This window comes from Streptomyces tateyamensis, assembly GCF_003205575.1.
In the GTDB taxonomy this organism is placed as follows: Bacteria; Actinomycetota; Actinomycetes; order Streptomycetales; family Streptomycetaceae; genus Kitasatospora; species Kitasatospora tateyamensis.
Map to the genome: position 1 here is coordinate 29020 of NZ_PYBW01000035.1, position 15524 is coordinate 44543.

15 protein-coding genes are annotated in these 15524 nt (G+C 71.4%); all 15 read right to left on the bottom strand.

Annotated elements, in window-relative coordinates:
• Positions 1–20: 20 nt before the first annotated feature.
• Complete coding sequence (gene atpA, locus C7C46_RS11270) at positions 21–1595, bottom strand: F0F1 ATP synthase subunit alpha (RefSeq protein ID WP_110668381.1); 1575 nt, start codon at positions 1593–1595, stop codon at positions 21–23.
• A gap of 164 nt (positions 1596–1759) precedes the next feature.
• A complete protein-coding gene (locus C7C46_RS11275) occupies positions 1760–2575 on the bottom strand; it encodes a F0F1 ATP synthase subunit delta (RefSeq protein ID WP_110668383.1) in 816 nt (271 codons plus the stop codon).
• Positions 2572–3126 (bottom strand): F0F1 ATP synthase subunit B, encoded by a 555-nt coding sequence (locus C7C46_RS11280; protein ID WP_110668385.1) that lies wholly within the window; start codon positions 3124–3126, stop codon positions 2572–2574. Before C7C46_RS11280 ends, C7C46_RS11275 begins: the two co-directional genes overlap by 4 nt.
• Positions 3127–3167: 41 nt before the next feature.
• Positions 3168–3413 (bottom strand): ATP synthase F0 subunit C, encoded by a 246-nt coding sequence (atpE, locus tag C7C46_RS11285; protein ID WP_110668387.1) that lies wholly within the window; start codon positions 3411–3413, stop codon positions 3168–3170.
• An 82-nt stretch (positions 3414–3495) separates the two neighbouring features.
• The gene (gene atpB / locus C7C46_RS11290; protein ID WP_110668389.1) at positions 3496–4329 is read right to left on the bottom strand and encodes a F0F1 ATP synthase subunit A; all 834 of its coding nucleotides are present in this window, start codon (positions 4327–4329) and stop codon (positions 3496–3498) included.
• A 282-nt stretch (positions 4330–4611) separates the two neighbouring features.
• Positions 4612–5046, bottom strand: coding sequence for a Cg1360 family ATP-synthase-associated protein (locus C7C46_RS11295; protein ID WP_110668391.1), 435 nt, complete (start codon positions 5044–5046; stop codon positions 4612–4614).
• Between the two features lie 280 nt (positions 5047–5326).
• Positions 5327–6634 carry an MraY family glycosyltransferase gene (locus C7C46_RS11300; protein ID WP_110668393.1) on the bottom strand — a complete coding sequence of 436 codons (1308 nt, stop codon included), beginning with the start codon at positions 6632–6634 and terminating at the stop codon, positions 5327–5329.
• A 168-nt stretch (positions 6635–6802) separates the two neighbouring features.
• Positions 6803–8068 (bottom strand): serine hydroxymethyltransferase, encoded by a 1266-nt coding sequence (locus tag C7C46_RS11305; RefSeq protein WP_110668395.1) that lies wholly within the window; start codon positions 8066–8068, stop codon positions 6803–6805.
• A 36-nt stretch (positions 8069–8104) separates the two neighbouring features.
• Positions 8105–8761, bottom strand: a complete 657-nt coding sequence (locus C7C46_RS11310) for an arsenate reductase/protein-tyrosine-phosphatase family protein (protein ID WP_110668433.1) — start codon at positions 8759–8761, stop codon at positions 8105–8107.
• Positions 8762–8814: 53 nt separating this feature from the next.
• Positions 8815–9462, bottom strand: coding sequence for an L-threonylcarbamoyladenylate synthase (locus C7C46_RS11315; protein ID WP_110668397.1), 648 nt, complete (start codon positions 9460–9462; stop codon positions 8815–8817).
• Positions 9463–9577: 115 nt separating this feature from the next.
• Positions 9578–10444: a peptide chain release factor N(5)-glutamine methyltransferase gene (gene prmC / locus C7C46_RS11320; protein WP_110668399.1), complete on the bottom strand. Its 867-nt coding sequence runs from the start codon at positions 10442–10444 to the stop codon at positions 9578–9580.
• A 23-nt stretch (positions 10445–10467) separates the two neighbouring features.
• Positions 10468–11541 (bottom strand): peptide chain release factor 1, encoded by a 1074-nt coding sequence (prfA, locus tag C7C46_RS11325; protein ID WP_110668401.1) that lies wholly within the window; start codon positions 11539–11541, stop codon positions 10468–10470.
• Between the two features lie 125 nt (positions 11542–11666).
• A complete protein-coding gene (rpmE, locus tag C7C46_RS11330; RefSeq protein WP_110668403.1) occupies positions 11667–11888 on the bottom strand; it encodes a 50S ribosomal protein L31 in 222 nt (73 codons plus the stop codon).
• Between the two features lie 136 nt (positions 11889–12024).
• Entirely contained in the window at positions 12025–13122 is a 1098-nt protein-coding gene (locus tag C7C46_RS11335; protein ID WP_110668405.1) for an LCP family protein, read from the bottom strand.
• Positions 13123–13258: 136 nt separating this feature from the next.
• Positions 13259–15355, bottom strand: coding sequence for a transcription termination factor Rho (gene rho, locus C7C46_RS11340; RefSeq protein WP_181442299.1), 2097 nt, complete (start codon positions 15353–15355; stop codon positions 13259–13261).
• Positions 15356–15524 lie beyond the last annotated feature (169 nt).

Here is a 15524-nt window from a genome sequence, read left to right on the forward strand (position 1 = left end):
CCTTTCCCTCGCTACCGGACTCAGGCCTGCTCGGAGAGCAGCTTGCCGTCAGCCGTGGTGAAGCCGAGCTTGAAGCTCTTGATCGCCTCGGTCAGCGCGTCGATGGTGCCGTCCTCGAGCTTCGAGGTCTCGACGATGGCCGCCAGCAGGTCCTTCTTCTCGACCCGCAGGGTGTCCAGGAACTCGCGCTCGAAGCGGCGGATGTCCGCGACCGGAACGTCGTCCAGCTGGCCGGTGGTGCCGGCCCAGATCGAGACGACCTGCTCCTCGACCGGGAACGGCTGGTACTGACCCTGCTTCAGCAGCTCGACCATGCGGGCGCCGCGCTCCAGCTGGGCCTTGGAGGCCGAGTCCAGGTCGGAACCGAAGGCGGCGAACGCCTCCAGCTCGCGGTACTGGGCCAGGTCCAGGCGCAGCCGGCCGGCGACCGACTTCATGGCCTTGATCTGGGCCGAGCCACCGACGCGGGAGACCGAGATGCCGACGTTCACGGCCGGGCGGATGCCGGCGTTGAACAGGTCGGACTCAAGGAAGCACTGGCCGTCGGTGATCGAGATGACGTTGGTCGGGATGTACGCCGAGACGTCGTTGGCCTTGGTCTCGATGATCGGCAGACCGGTCATCGAGCCGGCGCCCAGCTCGTCGGAGAGCTTGGCGCAACGCTCCAGCAGGCGCGAGTGCAGGTAGAAGACGTCACCCGGGTAGGCCTCACGGCCCGGCGGGCGGCGCAGCAGCAGCGAGACGGAACGGTAGGCCTCGGCCTGCTTCGACAGGTCGTCGAAGACGATCAGCACGTGCTTGCCGTCGTACATCCACTCCTGGCCGATGGCCGAACCGGTGTACGGGGCGAGGTACTTGAAGCCCGCCGGGTCGGACGCCGGAGCCGCCACGATGGTGGTGTACTCCAGCGCGCCGGCCTCCTCCAGGGCGCTGCGGACCGACGCGATGGTCGAGCCCTTCTGGCCGATGGCGACGTAGATGCAGCGGACCTGCTTCTTCGGGTCGCCGGAGCGCCAGTTGTCCTTCTGGTTGATGATCGTGTCGATCGCCACCGCGGTCTTGCCGGTCTGGCGGTCGCCGATGATCAGCTGACGCTGGCCGCGGCCGATCGGGGTCATCGCGTCGATGGCCTTGATGCCGGTCTGCATCGGCTCGTGCACCGACTTGCGGACCATGACGCCGGGGGCCTGCAGCTCCAGGGCACGGCGACCGGTGGCGGCGATCTCGCCCAGGCCGTCGATCGGGTTGCCCAGCGGGTCCACGACGCGGCCGAGGTAGCCGTCGCCGACCGGGACGGACAGGACCTCGCCGGTGCGGTGCACCGTCTGGCCCTCCTCGATGCCCGAGAACTCACCGAGGACGACGACGCCGATCTCGCGGGTGTCGAGGTTCAGCGCCAGGCCGAGGGTGCCGTCCTCGAACTTCAGCAGCTCGTTGGCCATGACCGAGGGCAGGCCCTCGACCTTGGCGATACCGTCCATGGCCTCGGTGACCGTGCCGACCTCTTCACGCGAGGCGGCGTCCGGCTGGTACGACTGGACGAAGTCCGCCAGCGCGTCCCGGATCTCCTCCGGCCGGATCGTAAGCTCCGCCATCAGGCTTCCCTGCTCTCCTAGGTTGCGATCCTCGGCCCGCCCAAGGAGGGCCGCAAGTATTCGATCCTCGGCCGGTGCTGTTGGACCGGCCGTTCGTATGTGCCGGCTGTCCCGTGGGATGGGACCGGCGCCCGACCGAGGGTCGGAATTGCTGTGCGGGTGGCTCAGCCTTCGAGGGCCTGCCGAGCGCCTTCGAGGCGGCTCGACACGGTGCCGTCGATGATCTCGTCACCGATCTGCACCCGGACACCGCCGGCGACCCGGGGGTCGACGTCGATGTTCAGGCGGACCGCCCGGCCGTAGAGCTTGGCCAGCGCGCCGGACAGGCGCTGCTTCTGGCCGTCGCTCAGCGGCACGGCGGTGGTGACCAGGGCCACCACGCGGTCGCGGCGGTCGGCGGCGAGCTTCGAGTAGGACGCGAGGCCCTGCTCCAGGCTACGGCCGCGCGGGTTGGTGACCAACGAGGTGACCAGTCGGACCGTGCCCGGCAGGGCCCGGCCGCCGAGCAGCGTGCGCAGCAGCTCGGCCTTGGCGGCGCGGCCGGCCTTCGGCTCGGTCAGACCGGCGCGCAGCTCGTGCGAGCCGCTCACGATCCGGCCGAACCGGAAGAGCTCGTCCTCCAGGTCGTCGAGGCGGCCGGCCTTGTCGGCGGCGATCACCTCGGCGTAGGCGGCCAGCTCCTCGACGCTGTCGACCAGGTCACGCGCGCCCGACCAGCGGGAGCGGACCAGGCCGGAGACCAGGTCGACGGTCTCGCCGGAGACCTGACCGGCCAGCAGCGAGCCGACCAGCTGCGCCTTGTCCGCACCGGACCGCGAGGGGTCGGTGAGCACCCGGCGCAGCGAGACCTCGCGGTCCAGCAGGGCCGTGACGGCGCTGAGCTCCTCCGACACCTTGCCCGCGTCCACCGAGGTGTTGTCGGTCAGGCTGTCGAGGTTCTCGCGGCCGGCGGCCAGCGCCTCGCGGCTGGCGCCGATCACTTGGCGCCCGCCGCGCTCGCGACGGCCTTGGCCTCCAGGTCGTCCAGGAAGCGATCGATCACACCGCTCTGCCGGGCGTGGTCCTCGAGGGACTCGCCGACAATGCGGGACGCCAGCTGGGTGGCCAGCGAGCCCACGTCCTGGCGCAGGACAGCGGTCGCCTGCTTCTTGTCGGCCTCGATCTGGGCGTGGCCGGCCGCGACGACGGCCTCGCGCTGACGCTGGCCCTCCTCGCGCATCTCGGCGATCAGGGCAGCGCCCTGCTCGCGGGCGTGCTCGGTGATCCGGGCAGCCTCGTGACGCGCCTCGGCGAGCTCGGCGCGGTACTGCTCAAGGAGGGCCTGGGCCTCGGCCTGTGCGGCGTCGGCACGCTCCATCCCGCCCTCGATCAGGTCCCGACGCTCCGTCAGCACCTTTTCGATGCTGGGGAGGAGCTTCTTGCCGAGCAGACCGAAGACCACGAAGAAGCAGATCAGGCCGATGATGAGCTCAGGCGCCTTGGGGATCAGAGGGTTGAAGTCCTCCGAAGCCAAGGTTGCGACGAGCGACATATCTGGACCTTCCGTCTGAAGGGTCTACGAACGTTTCGGGCTTACTTGGGGCCCGCACCGAACACGAACGGCATGACGATGCCGATGAGCGCGAGCGCCTCGGTCAGCGCGAAGCCGATGAACATGTTCGAGCGGATGAGGTTGGTGGCCTCGGGCTGACGGGCCATGGCCTGCACACCGTTGCCGAAGATCAGGCCGACGCCGATGCCGGGGCCGATGGCGGCGAGGCCGTAGCCGATGGACGCGACGGAACCGTAGACACCAGCGGCAGTGGTGATAGCGGACATCTCAGCTAGTCCTTTGCGGGGTAGAGATACCAGTGGTGGTTGGCCACTGGGGGTTCAGGGGCACAGCCGGGGGCTGCGTGGCTCAGTGCGCCTCTTCCAGGGCACCGGCGATGTAGCTGCTGGCCAGCGTCACGAAGATGTAGGCCTGCAGGAACTGGACCAGGAGCTCGAAGGCGGTCAGGCCCAGGGTCACCACGAAGGAGGTGGTGCCGTACAGCGCGCCCAGGCTGGGGCTCAGCAGGTACCAGGTCGCGATGGAGAACATCACGATCAGCAGGTGGCCGGCGAACATGTTGGCGAAGGCACGGACGGCGAGGGTGAACGGCCGCACGAAGATGTTCGAGAAGAACTCGATCGGCACCAGGATGAACATGACCCAGCCGGGGACGCCCGACGGCCAGCACAGGTTCTTCAGACCGCCGACGAAGCCGTGCTTCTTGAAGGTCAGCGTCATGTAGGTCAGCCAGCAGACGATCGCCAGGCCGGCCGGCCAGCCGATCACCGCGGTGACCGGGAACTGGGCCAGCGGGATCACGGACATGATGTTCATGACCCAGACGAAGAAGAACAGCGAGACCATCATCGGGACGTACTTCTCGCCCTTTTTGCCGATGTTCTCGAAGACGATCGCCCGCTTGACGAAGTCGTACCCGATCTCGCCGACCAGCTGCATCTTGCCGGGCAGCACCTTCGGCTTGGCGAAGGCGACCCAGAAGAAGACGATCACCAGCAGGGCGCAGACGAACGACAGCAGCATCGGCTTGTTGAAGCCGAAGCTCCCGATCGAGAAGATCGGATCGAACTGGAATTCGTTCAGGCCCGGCGCCGGGAAGCCACAGCCCGCCGGGGTCAGGTGGCAGCCGGACGCAAGCTGCTGCGCGAGCTGGTCAGCACTCACCACGGACTCCTTCGTCATGACGCATGGTTACGGCAACCTCGGTGTGTCGGCGCGGCTTGGAGCCACGTAGCGGCACTGGATCTTGTTGGGTATCTCGGGGACCCGGCGCGCCGGTACTGCGTTCCGGCGCGGGATCTGTCAAGACTGGGCGGGTCCGGGGGGCGATCCGTCCGCGCTGTGACATCTCACTGCGAGGAGAGACCTGGCCGCTTCCCGTACTCCGTTGCTGCGACGGACGATAGCAGCCTGTCAGGACCGCATAAACACCGCCCCCCTCGCGCGGGGGACAGCCGGGGTCCGTCACGGTTGACGCCCCGGCCCGGTGCGTTCATCGGGCTTGTCGTCGTTCTGCACGTAGAACTGCTTGGCCTTCAGGTGCGTGCGGATCTGACCGCCGCTCCAGACGAAGACGCAGCCCAGCAGGGTGAAGGCGAAGACCTTGGTGTCGAAGAGCGTGGTGTCCTTGAAGACCGCGAGCACGATGCCGACCAGCAGGATCTGGGTGGTGTAGACGACCAGCGCCACACCCATCATCAGCTGCGGGTTGTTCCTGGTCAGCCGGTCGAGCGTGTACTGGCCGGAGGCGAAGAACGCCATCACCAGCAGGGCCGCGAAGGCGGCACCGATCGCTCCTTTGCCCCCGGCCACCGCGGCGGAGATCGCAATGGCGAGGATGCCGGCGACCGCAGTGGGAAGTGCGGCGCCGCGGATCATCCGGGCGTCGTGGGACGGCATGTCGGCAACTCCGGCGGCATGTCGAGGACGGGGGAGCTCTTCGTGGAACGTCGAGAACAGCGCTGGTGCACCGGTGCGGGAGACACCGGACAGAACGGGCAGCGGGACCAAGGTCCTGCACCACAGGGTCTTTCGGCGTGTTCTCGGTACTCGTGAACGGTATCACAAACTATTTGATGAGAGCTTTACCATGTACGTGTGGTACCTGTCACACCGTCGGCCCAACGGTGCCGCCGTTCGGGTGAAGCAGATGGAGCAACGGAGTTGAGACTTCGTCAGGTCAGTTCTTCTGATGATCGCCGACGGCGTGCGCTCCGGTGCCCAGGTGCCCGAGCAGCTGCTGGTCGTGCACCGAGAGCTCGGCCATCGGCTCGGCCGCGGCCTCCTGGACCGGCTGCGCGGGGCGGGCGACGCCCTTGCGGTAGCGCGGCGGCACGAACGCCTGCACGGCGGTCGGCGCCTTCGGCTGGAACCACGGCAGCAGCAGCACCACCAGGCCGATCAGGCAGAACCCGGCACAGGCCAGCACAACGGTGCGGCCGGTGTGGGTGACCGAGAAGGCCACCGTGCCGAAGGCGATCAGCGCGGCCCAGAAGTACATGATCAGTACGGCCCGGCTGTGCGAGTGGCCGATCTCCAGCAGGCGGTGGTGCAGGTGCTTCTTGTCCGCGGCGAACGGCGAGCGCCCCGCCCAGCTGCGCCGCACCACCGCCAGCACCAGGTCGGCCAGCGGCAGCGCGATCACCGCCAGCGGCAGCAGCAGCGGCATGTAGATCGGCACCAGGATGTGGGTGGCGGCGGTGCGCGAGCCGCCGGCCTGAGCACTGATCAGGTCGGGGTCCACGCGGCCGGTCACCGAGACCGCGGCCACCGCCAGCATCAGACCCAGCATCATCGAGCCGGAGTCGCCCATGAAGATCCGCGCCGGGTGCAGGTTGTGCGGCAGGAAGCCCAGGCACATGCCGATCAGCAGCGCGCTGAACAGCACCGCCGGCTGCGCGTCGGTGATCTGGTAGACGTACCAGAGCCGGTAGGAGTACAGGAAGAACGCCATGGCGGCGATGCAGACCATGCCGCCGGCCAGGCCGTCCAGGCCGTCGATGAAGTTCACCGCGTTGACCATGACGACCACCAGGGCCACCGTGATCACCATGCCCAGGGTCGGGCTCAGCGCCACCGGGCCGATCCCCGGCACCGGCAGCGAGATCACCGTGATGCCCTGGTAGACCATCACGCCGGCGGCGATCATCTGGCCGCCGAGCTTCACCAGCGCGTCCACGCCCCACTTGTCGTCCAGCACGCCGAGCACCCACATGATGCCGACGCCGGAGAGCAGCGCCCGGATGTCGGAGGAGTTGCCGTCCCGGAACAGGTTGCCCAGGTTGTGCAGGTGCGAGGCGACCACCAGGCCCGCGCAGAGCCCGCCGAACATCGCGATGCCGCCCAGCCGCGGGGTCGGCTCGCGGTGCACGTCGCGGGCGCGCACGGCCGGCATCGCGCCCGCCATGATGGCGAACTTCCGCACCGGACCGGTGAGCAGGTAGGTGACGGCGGCCGTGCAGAACAGCACGAGCAGGTACTCACGCACCGAGCGCCTCCTTCCGCGGGTACCGACGGGTACGTGCCCGGGAGGGTACTCCGGCACGGCTGGGGGGTTCGAGGTGCGTCGCCACGGCACACACCTTATTGAGTCGGACGCGCTCGGTGTGCATCGCGGTTCGCCCTGCCGAGCGGCTGTCCCGGCGCGGGCCCGGCCTCACGCCGCTGAGCTGCCGGAAAGCCCCGCAAGCCGGCGCACCTGCTCGGCCACCGCGGCCGGGTCCGCCCCGCCCAGCACCGCGCCGAGCAGCCGGCCCGCCTCGCCGAGCTCGGCCGCACCGAGCCCCAGCGCGGCCGCGGTGCCGGTGCCCAGCCGGATCCCGGAGGTCCGGTCGGCCGGCGCCGGGTCGTACGGCAGTGCGCACTTGCCCAGCAGCAGGCCCGCCGCCGCGCACAGCCGCTCGGCCTGCAGGCCGGTCAGCCCCAGCCCGCCCACGTCGGCGGTGACCAGGTGGGTGTCGGTGCCGCCGGTCAGCGGCCGCGCCCCCGCCGCGGCGAGCTCGGCCGCCAGGGCGCGCGCACCGTCCACCGCACGCTGGATGTACGCGCCGAACTCCGGCGTACCGGCCTGGGCGAATGCCACCGCCTTGGCCGCCACCTCGTTCATCGCCGCGCCGCCCTGGCTGAACGGGAACACCGCCCGGTCCACCCGCTCGGCCAACTCGGCGCCGCACAGCAGCAGTCCACCGCGCGGGCCGCGCAGCAGCTTGTGGGTGGCGGCCACCACCACGTCCGCGTACGGCACCGGCGAGGGCGCCGCGCCGGCCGCCACCAGGCCGGTCACCTGGGCGGCGGCGGCGATCAGGTAGGCGTCCACCTCGTCGGCGATCTCCCGGAAGGCGGCCCAGTCGGGATGGCGCGGGTGCGAGATGGCACCGGCCACGATCGCCTTCGGGCGGTGCGCGCGGGCCAGTTCGCGCACCTGGTCCAGGTCGACCAGGCCGTCGTCCTCGCGCACCCCGTAGCCGAGGAAGTGGAACCAGCGCCCGGAGAAGTTGGCCCGGGAGCCGGCCGACAGGTGGCCGCCGTGCTCCAACGACATCGCCAGCACCGTGTCCCCGGGCTTCAGGAGCGCCGCGTAGGCCGCCAGCATCGCCGAAGTGGCCGAGCGGGGCTGGACGTTGGCGTGCTCGGCGGCGAACAGCGCGCGGGCCCGGGAGACCGCCAGCAGTTCGGTGGCGTCGGCCACCGCGCAGCCGGTGTGGTGCCGGTGGCCCGGGTAGCCCTCGGCGTACTTGTCCAGCAGCGGGCCGGCCAGCGCGGCCCGCACCGCCTCGGTGGCCAGGTTCTCCCCCGCCAGCAGCTGCAGCCCGCTCCCCCGCCGGGCGGCCTCCGCCGACAGCAGGTCGGCCAGCTCGGGATCAGCCTGCCGCAGGGCCTCGGCGGGCTCCCAGGCGGTCTGCGCGGCATCGATGAGCGTCATGACGGCCTCCGGGGCCGAGGGGCGGTGGAACCCAGCCTAGAACCGCCCCTGCCCCATGTCCTGGGGGCGCGGGCCCGGTACGCCCGTCAGGGCGGTCACCACGGGGTCCAGCGCGTCGAATATCTCCTCGCCGCAGTTGCGGAACATGCCGATCGGCGCGCCGTACGGGTCGTCGACCTCGTCCGCCGTCGGGTCGGCCGGGCGCCGGCCGCGCAGCGCGGCGGCGGCTCGCACCAGGGCCCGGCCGCGCTCGGCCACCTCGGCGCCCTGGCCGACGGCGGGCAGCGTGGCCGGGTCCACCAACCGCACCAGCCGGGTGAACTCCTTGAGCGTGAAGGTGCGCAGGCCCGCCGCGTGCCCCATCGAGATCACCTGGGCCCGGTGGTCCAGGGTCGCGGTGAGCACCAGGTCGGCCAGCACCACGTGCTGGTCCAGCAGCTCCCGCCCGGCGAAGTTGCCGCTGTCCACGCCGTACTCGTCCAGCACGGTGGCCGCGTGCGCCTCCATCGGCGCGCCCTCGTGGCCCCAGGTGCCGGCGCTCTCCACCAGGATCCGGCCGGCCGCCCGGGCGTCCAGCCGGGCGTCCAGCTCGTGCCGGGTCAGCCGCTCGGCGATCGGCGAGCGGCAGACGTTGCCGGTGCAGACGAACAGGATCCGGAAGCTGTCGGCCGGGCGCGGCACGAGCCGGTGCACCGCGAGCCCGCCCGGCGCCCGGTCGGCGTGCGGGGCGGGATGGAGCGAGGTCCTCAACTGCCGGCCTCCAGGTCGGGGACGACCTCCCTCAGCTGCTCCAGGGAGACCGCGCCGGCCCGCAGCAGCACCGGGGTCCGACCGGTGACGTCGACGATCGAGGAGGCCAGGCCGTGCTCGGCCTTGCCGCCGTCCAGGTAGATCGCGACCGAGTCGCCCAGCTGGTACTCGGCGTCCTCGCAGTCCGCGGGGGCCGGCTGGCCGGACTTGTTGGCGCTGGAGACGGCCAGCGGACCCGTGGTGTTGAGCAGCTCGATGGCCACCGGGTGCAGCGGCATCCGCACCGCCACGGTGCCCCGGGTCTCGCCCAGGTCCCAGCGCAGCGAGGGCTGGTGCTTGGCCACCAGGGTCAGGCCGCCGGGCCAGAAGGCGTCGACCAGCTCCCAGGCCTTCTCGGAGAAGTCGGTGACCAGGCCGTGCAGCGTGGTGGGCGAGCCGACCAGCACCGGGGAGGGCATGCTGCGGCCGCGCCCCTTGGCGGCCAGCAGGCCCGCCACCGCCTCCGCGTTGAAGGCGTCCGCCGCGATCCCGTACACGGTGTCCGTGGGCACCACGACCAGCTCGCCGCGGCGGATCGCGGACGCGGCCTCGCGCAGGCCGGTCGCGCGGTCGGCGGCGTCGGCGCAGTCGTAACGGCGGCTCATCGGTGCAGTCCCCTCGTCGAGTTCTGGTCGGTCACAGCGAAGTCGTGCGGGCGGTGGTGCGCTGCCTGCCGGTTCACGACCTCGCCCTTCGGGCGGTCGTGCTCTGCCTGCCGGTTCACGACCTCGCCCTCCGGGCGGTCGTGAAGCGCGGCCGCCCGTTCAGGTCCCGGTGGTCGGCCGTGTCGGTCCAGCCGGCCTCCTCATTGAAGATCCACGGCACCTGGCCGCCCTGGGTGTCCGCGTGCTCGATCACCACCGCGCCGCCCGGGCGCAGCAGCCGGGCCGCCGCCCGCTCGATGCCGCGGATGGTCTCCAGCCCGTCCTCGCCGGAGAACAGGGCCAGCTGCGGGTCGTGGTCGCGGGCCTCGGGCGCCACGTACTCCCACTCGGTGAGCGGGATGTACGGCGGGTTGCTGATCACCAGGTCGAACCGGCCGTTCCAGGACGGGTCGTCGGCGAAGGCCAGGGTGGCGTCCCCGGCGTGCAGGGTGACCCGGTCCCGGTCGCCGCTGGCCTCGATGTTGCGCCGGGTGTAGCGCAGCGCCCCCTCGTCCAGCTCGAAGGCGTGCACGGTGGAGCGCGGCAGCTCCTGGGCCAGGGCCAGCGCGATCGCGCCGGAGCCGGAGCAGAGGTCGACCACCAGCGGCTCGGCCACGTCCATCTCGCGGACGGCCTCTATCGCCCACTCGACCACGGTCTCGGTCTCCGGCCGGGGCACGAAGACGCCGGGGCCCACCGCCAGCTCCAGGTAGCGGAAGAAGGCCCGGCCGGTGATGTGCTGCAGCGGCTCGCGGGCCTCCCGGCGGGAGATCGCCTCCCAGTACCGGGCGTCGAAGTCGGCGTCCTTCACGGTGTGCAGCTGGCTGCGCTTGACGTGGTGGACGTGCGCAGCCAGCTCCTCCGCGTCGAAGCGCGGCGACGGCACCCCGGCCGCGGCCAGCCGCTGGGTGGCCTGGGCCACCTCGGCGAGCAGCAGGTTCATCCGTCCGTACCCCTCTGCGGTGGTTACTGCTCGTGTGCGGCGAGCTTCGCCGCTGCGTCGGCGTCGACGGCCGACTGGATCAGCGCGTTCAGGTCGCCGTCGAGCACCTGGTCCAGGTTGTACGCCTTGAAGCCGGTGCGGTGGTCGGAGATCCGGTTCTCCGGGTAGTTGTAGGTGCGGATCCGCTCCGAGCGGTCCACCGAGCGGACCTGGCTGCGCCGGGCGTCGGACGCCTCCTGCTCGGCGGCCTCCTGCGCGGCGGCCAGCAGCCGCGACCGCAGGATGCGCATGGCCTGCTCCTTGTTCTGCAGCTGGCTCTTCTCGTTCTGGCAGGAGGCCACGATACCGGTCGGCAGGTGGGTGATCCGGACCGCCGAGTCCGTGGTGTTGACCGACTGCCCGCCGGGGCCGGAGGAGCGGTAGACGTCGATCCGCAGGTCGTTCGCGTTCACCTCGACCTCGACCTCCTCGGCCTCCGGGGTGACCAGCACGCCCGCCGCCGAGGTGTGGATCCGGCCCTGCGACTCGGTCGCGGGCACCCGCTGCACCCGGTGCACGCCGCCCTCGTACTTCAGCCGGGCCCAGACGCCCTGGCCGGGCTCGATGGTGCCCTTGGTCTTCACGGCCACCGAGACGTCCTTGTAGCCGCCCAGGTCCGACTCGTTGGAGTCGATGAGCTCGGTCTTCCAGCCCACCCGCTCGGCGAAGCGCAGGTACATCCGCAGCAGGTCGCCGGCGAACAGCGCGGACTCCTCGCCGCCCTCGCCGGCCTTGATCTCCAGGATCACGTCCTTGTCGTCACTGGGGTCGCGCGGCACCAGCAGCAGCCGCAGCTCCTCGGTGAGCTCGTCCTGGCGCTGCTGGGCGGCCTTGGCCTCGGCCAGGAAGCCAGGGTCCTCGGCGGCGAACTCCTTGGCCGCGGCGATGTCCTCGCCGGCCTGCCGCCAGGCGCGGTAGGTGCGGGTGATCGGGGTCAGCTCCGCGTAGCGCTTGGAGAGCTTGCGGGCGACGCCCTGGTCCGCGTGGACGGACGGGTCGGCGAGCCGCTCTTCGAGGGCGGCGTGCTCGACGAGGAGCTCTTCGACTGCCTCGAACATGAGGGTCGGCCTACTTTCCCGGGAGTGGTGTCAGAAGACGGGCGAAGGGTGAAGACGCGAACGGCGCCGGCCCGGACGCCCCCGCAGTCACTGCGGGGGCGCCGAGGACCGGCGCCGAGGGAGCGCTAGGCCTTCGCGCTGTGCTGCTTGCCGAAGCGGGCCTCGAAGCGGGCCACGCGGCCACCGGTGTCGAGGATCTTCTGCTTGCCGGTGTAGAAGGGGTGGCACTGCGAGCACACCTCGGCGCGGATGACGCCGGAGGTCTCGGTGGAGCGAGTGGTGAACTCGGCGCCGCAGGTGCAGGTCACGTTGGTGACCACGTACTCGGGGTGGACGTCGCGCTTCAAGGGAATCTCCTAGGTTTCGGGAGGGTGCCGGGTCGGCGGTCGATGGACCGCACGTGAACCGGGACCGACGGACCAGTGTGCCAGCACTGCCCGCTTCTTCCCAAACCGGGGCGGGTCCGGGGATATTCCAGCTCGGTCAGGGGCTCGGGGTGGCGGCCGGGTTGGCCGGCTGGCTGTGCAGCACCGCGTCCGGCACCGGCTGGTCGGCCCGCAGCGCGTCCCACACCTGGCCGGCCTGCGGGGCCTTGGGCACCACCCGGTTGGGGTCGCTGGGCGCGGTGGCCACCGGCAGCGTCACCATGGTCAGCTGGTCGCCGCCTATGCCCTTGAGCTCCTGGGCCAGCGAGGTCAGCGCGGACACGCTGGCCAGCGCGCTGTCGGTGGTGATCGACCTGGTCAGGGTGTCGCCGACCGAGTAGAGCTTGGCCGGGTTGGTGAACAGCCCGGCCGAGCCGACCTGCTGGACGATCGACTTCACCATCTGCTTCTGCAGTTCGATCCGGCCCAGGTCGCTTCCGTCCCCCACGCCGTGCCGGGTGCGCACGAAGGCCAGCGCCTGCTGCCCGTTCAGGTGGTGGGTGCCGGTCGGCAGGTCCAGGCCGCTGTCCTTGTCGTGGATGTTCACCGTGGTGGTCACCGTGGTGCCGCCGATCGCGTCGATGAAGCCGGCGAAACCGGCGAAGTCGATCTCGACGTAGTGGTTCATCCGCAGCCCGGTCAGCTGCTCGGTGGTCTTCACCGCGCAGGCCGCGCCGCCCACCTCGAAGGCGCTGTTGTACATCACGTTCTTGGCTGCGGGCACCGCGGTGCCGTTGGGGGCGCTGCAGTCCGGGCGGGCCACCAGGGTGTCGCGCGGGATCGAGACGACGGTGGCGGTGCGGTGGTCCTGGGCCACGTGCACCACCATCGCGGTGTCCGAGCGGGCGGTGCTGCCGGTGTCCCCGCCGGCCAGCGAGCCGTTCGCGCCCGAGCGCGAGTCGGAGCCGAGCACCAGCACGTTGAACGAGCCGTCGGCGGGCGCCGAGGGGCGCGCGGTGCCGAGCTGGGAGTCGATGTCGACGCTCTTGATGTTGCCGTTCAGCTTCCAGTACGCGTAGCCCGCGGTGCCGATCCCGGCCAGCACCAGGCCGGCCGTGGTGAACGCGATCGCCCGCAGCACCCTGGCCCGGCGGCTTCGCACCCGGCGGTGCCGACTGCCGGGCTCGGGGGCTTCGTTCTGCTGCGCTTCGGACATATTTTGAGGATATGCGAGTGTATGTCCGCCTTACATAAGAAACGGGTGGGCCGCGACGAGCGGCGTGCACCCCCGGAACGCCCGAGGGGGCCACCGCCGCGGCGGTGGCCCCCTCGGGCGGCGGTCGGACCGGGACTCAGTCGCCCGAGCCCGGGGTCGTCTTGGCGATCTGCATCAGGAACTCGCCGTTCGACTTGGTCTGCTTCATCTTGTCCAGCAGCAGCTCGATCGCCTGCTGCGAGTCGAGCGCGTGCAGCACCCGGCGCAGCTTCCAGGTGATCGCCAGCTCCTCGGAGCCGAGCAGGATCTCCTCCTTGCGGGTGCTGGAGGCGTCCACGTCCACCGCCGGGAAGATGCGCTTGTCCGCCAGCTTGCGGTCCAGGCGCAGCTCCATGTTGCCGGTGCCCTTGAACTCCTCGAAGACCACCTCGTCGGCCCGGGAGCCGGTCTCCACCAGGGCGGTGGCCAGGATGGTCAGCGAGCCGCCGTTCTCGATGTTGCGCGCGGCGCCGAAGAACTTCTTCGGCGGGTAGAGCGCGGTCGAGTCGACACCACCGGACAGGATGCGGCCGGAGGCCGGCGCCGCCAGGTTGTAGGCGCGGCCCAGGCGGGTGATCGAGTCCAGCAGGATCACCACGTCGTGGCCCAGCTCCACCAGCCGCTTGGCGCGCTCGATGGCCAGCTCGGCGACCACGGTGTGGTCCTCGGCCGGGCGGTCGAAGGTCGAGGAGATGACCTCGCCCTTGACCGAGCGCTGCATGTCGGTGACCTCTTCCGGACGCTCGTCGACCAGGACGACCATCAGGTGGCACTCGGGGTTGTTGCGGGTGATCGCGTTGGCGATCGCCTGCATGATCATCGTCTTGCCGGTCTTCGGCGGGGCGACGATCAGACCGCGCTGGCCCTTGCCGATCGGCGCCACCAGGTCGATGATCCGGGTGGTCAGCACGCCCGGGTCGGTCTCCAGGCGCAGCCGCTCCTGCGGGTACAGCGGGGTGAGCTTGCCGAACTCGGGGCGGCCGCGGCCGGTCTCCGGGTCCATGCCGTTCACCGAGTCCAGCCGCACCATGGCGTTGAACTTCTCGCGCCGCTCGCCGTCCTTGGGCTGGCGGACCGCACCGGTGATCGCGTCACCCTTGCGCAGGCCGTTCTTGCGGACCTGGGCGAGCGAGACGTAGACGTCGTTCTGGCCCGGCAGGTAGCCGGAGGTCCGCACGAACGCGTAGTTGTCGAGGATGTCGAGGATGCCGGCGACCGGGATCAGCACGTCGTCGTCGCCGACCTGCGGCTCGGCGATGGCGCCCTCGAAGCCGTCCCGACGTCCGCCCCGGCGGTTGCGGTCGCGGTAGCGGCCGCGCCGGCCGCGGCGGCCGTCGCCGAACTCGTCGTCGTCGAAGCCGCCCTGCTGGGCGGCGGCGGGCTGGGCCGTGGGCTGCTGCTGCTGGGCCGGCTGCTGCTGACCGCCCTCACGGCGGTCGGTGCCGCCGTCGCGGCGGTCGGTGCCCCGGTCGCGGCGGTTGCGCCGGTCGCGGCGCGACTCGCGCTGGTCGCCGCCCTCGCCCTCGGCCGCCGCCTCGGTGCGCTCGCCGCCCTCGCGGCGGTCGCGGCGGTCCCGGCGGTCGCGGCGGCCGTCGCGCTGCTCGTCGCGGCCCTCGAAGGTGCGCGGCTCGGCGGTGCGGGCGGCGGCCTCGGCGGCCGGCTCCGCGGCAGGCTCGGCCACGGCGGTCGCGGCCTGGGCCGCGGCCTCCTGGGCGGTCGGCGTACCGGCGGCGGAGGTGGCCCGGCGACGGCCGCGCTCGGCGCGCGCCGGGGCCGGGGAGTCGGCCGCGCTCTGGCCCGGGATGTCGATCTGGGCCGGCGCCTCGGCCGGCTCGGCCACGGCGGCCGGGGCCTCGGCGGCCGCACGGGTCCGGCGAGCGGGCTTCTCGGCGGCCGGAGCGGCCTCCTTGGCGGCGCGGGCCGGAGCGGCGGCGGTGGTGCTGGTACCGGCGGAGGCGAGCAGCGGGTCGCCGCCGCTCTTCTCCTTGATGGCATCGATGAGCTGGCTCTTGCGCAGCCGCCCGGTTCCACTGATGCCGAGCGTCGAGGCCAGCTTCTGCAGCTCGGCCAGGACCAGACCGTCAAGGCCTGCGGCAGCGGAACGGCGGCGCTTGGCCGGTGCAGCCGGTGCGGCGGCAGCGTCCGTCGCGTCGGTGTCCGGGCGCGCGCCCATCAGATCGGTGGTGTCGCTCACTAAGGGTCCTTCCCTGGAGCGGACGTCGGCCTGTCTGGCTCGGCGACCGGTTGTGCTGTCTGACCTGTGGCTCTGCGGTGCACAGGTCGGAGGCGGTGGTCCCACCACCGCGGCGGTTGCGGGGTGGCGGGAGAGGTGCGAAGTGCGGTGCACGAGGCACGGTGGAGCG

What these genes read in the sequence shown, in the direction of transcription:
- atpB (WP_110668389.1), bottom strand. Translation starts at nt 4,329, where the DNA reads ATGACGAAGGAGTCCGTGGTGAGTGCTGACCAGCTCGCGCAGCAGCTT.
- prmC (WP_110668399.1), bottom strand. Translation starts at nt 10,444, where the DNA reads ATGAACCTGCTGCTCGCCGAGGTGGCCCAGGCCACCCAGCGGCTGGCC.
- C7C46_RS11295 (WP_110668391.1), bottom strand. Translation starts at nt 5,046, where the DNA reads ATGCCGTCCCACGACGCCCGGATGATCCGCGGCGCCGCACTTCCCACT.
- C7C46_RS11280 (WP_110668385.1), bottom strand. Translation starts at nt 3,126, where the DNA reads ATGTCGCTCGTCGCAACCTTGGCTTCGGAGGACTTCAACCCTCTGATC.
- atpA (WP_110668381.1), bottom strand. Translation starts at nt 1,595, where the DNA reads ATGGCGGAGCTTACGATCCGGCCGGAGGAGATCCGGGACGCGCTGGCG.
- C7C46_RS11335 (WP_110668405.1), bottom strand. Translation starts at nt 13,122, where the DNA reads ATGTCCGAAGCGCAGCAGAACGAAGCCCCCGAGCCCGGCAGTCGGCAC.
- atpE (WP_110668387.1), bottom strand. Translation starts at nt 3,413, where the DNA reads ATGTCCGCTATCACCACTGCCGCTGGTGTCTACGGTTCCGTCGCGTCC.
- C7C46_RS11315 (WP_110668397.1), bottom strand. Translation starts at nt 9,462, where the DNA reads ATGAGCCGCCGTTACGACTGCGCCGACGCCGCCGACCGCGCGACCGGC.
- C7C46_RS11305 (WP_110668395.1), bottom strand. Translation starts at nt 8,068, where the DNA reads ATGACGCTCATCGATGCCGCGCAGACCGCCTGGGAGCCCGCCGAGGCC.
- prfA (WP_110668401.1), bottom strand. Translation starts at nt 11,541, where the DNA reads ATGTTCGAGGCAGTCGAAGAGCTCCTCGTCGAGCACGCCGCCCTCGAA.